The 1,621-nt window shown below is 37.9% G+C and carries 2 protein-coding genes; both read right to left on the bottom strand.

All coding sequences use genetic code 11. From position 1 onward, the window contains the following. Positions 1-923: 923 nt before the first annotated feature. Complete coding sequence (locus HMPREF0083_RS11705; RefSeq protein ID WP_021621579.1) at positions 924-1,445, bottom strand: IS630 family transposase; 522 nt, start codon at positions 1,443-1,445, stop codon at positions 924-926. Next, the coding region (locus HMPREF0083_RS27210) for a helix-turn-helix domain-containing protein (protein WP_021621580.1) at positions 1,442-1,621 on the bottom strand (180 nt) is incomplete at its 5' end. The genes HMPREF0083_RS27210 and HMPREF0083_RS11705, both read right to left, overlap by 4 nt.

A 1,621-nucleotide genomic window follows, 5' to 3' on the forward strand; every position in this document is an offset into this window, starting at 1 on the left:
AAACTTGTTGAACTTGTTGAATATCTTCCTTTTGCATTTTTCGTATAGTAAATTTCACTTGCATCAGCCTTTCTGTAGTTGAATACCGATAATTTAAAATATTGCATCTATTAGTTTCTTTGAATAGGATTCTCCACTTTCCCTTCATATTTATAAAACAAACTCAAGGGTGTTGATTATCCAGTATAATCCAGAGTGGGTCGTCACCACACCGTGCCCCTTCCTTGTGAGAAAAAGACGAGGGAACACGCCGACGCGTGCATCTTTTCTTTCACCTTATGGATAACGGTTCAACCATTATCGCGAGAAAAACTGCTCTTATTTCTCCTAAAGCCATCATATCTTAAAATTGGAGGGCAGGTACAGTTTTAAAAACAAATGATTCTTTAAATTTTCTACCAGGAATATTTGCGATACAGTGTCCTGTTCTTATTAAAGTTTCATGTTGTTAATCGGAATTCTGCAAAACGCTCGAATTAAATAACCGACTTTTTATACGCTAAGAAATTGTTCGCTGTGTTTTCTATAACAAAACAGTGTACAGAAACTCATGTATTCTTGAACAAAAATGTGAAAGAAACCTATTGTTTGTCACTTTAAATGTTATTTTGCACCTGTTTTAGTCGCTATTTTGCATGATAAATAATAAAAAAACTCAAGGGTGGTAACTACTCAGGTGTGAAAAAAACTATCTTAAAATGATAGCTGAAAATTTAAAATAAATTGGTCTAAAACAACAGTCATGTTATTCCATAAAAGGGACATATTCTTGAATAAAACTTGGCAGTTGTTTTTGGATATTTATGTAAAAATGAGGATTGGGAAGGAAATTAAAGTAACGAGAGTTTTTTGAAGAAGATTTAATAAATCTGAAGCTTAATCTATTGAATAAATAATAAAGAAGGAACCTATATAAATCGCGATTAAGAATTCGATAAATGAGCGTTTGCAATGCGCGACAATCCCCTTTCCAGGTTTTCTTCTATGTAATGAGTAAAATCATCAATGGCTTGTGCGATCGAAGCTTGTGTAGGATGAAAACGATTGGCGATGACGACTTCCTTTAGCCATTTCCACATGCGCTCGACCGGATTCAAGGTGGGCGAGTAAGGCGGCAGATCGATACAGAAAAGTCGCTCCCGATTCGCTTCAAAAAAAGGCTGCATCTCTTCTGCCTTGTGGCTACGAGCATTGTCCATGATAAGGATGGCACGTTTGCCTTCGTATCGTTCGAGAATCGTCATTAAAACACGGTGGAAATCAGCGGTTTTATACTGCGAAGCAGGTTGGCAGAAAAAATCACCCGTGTGAACGTTAACCATGCCGAATAAACCCACATAGGCATGATGACCATATGTAGGAATGTATCTCTGCTTGCCTCGTTCGTTCCAGGTGGCATGAAGCACTTGATAGGCACGAATTCGACTTTCATCTTCATAAATCAATACGTCGTTATCGGTGAGGTTTTTTTTATCCAGTTCATCTGTTGGACAAAAACCTCCTGCTTCTCTTTATTCGCTTTCGCCAGCGTATAGGTAGGCCGTGTGTAGCGTAAGTTTAGGCGATGAAGCAAATCTGTAATCCCGCTTCGGCTCATGGTAACGGCGAACTTGTCTTCAAT

It is taken from the genome of Aneurinibacillus aneurinilyticus ATCC 12856 (genome assembly GCF_000466385.1).
Classification (GTDB): domain Bacteria; phylum Bacillota; class Bacilli; order Aneurinibacillales; family Aneurinibacillaceae; genus Aneurinibacillus; species Aneurinibacillus aneurinilyticus.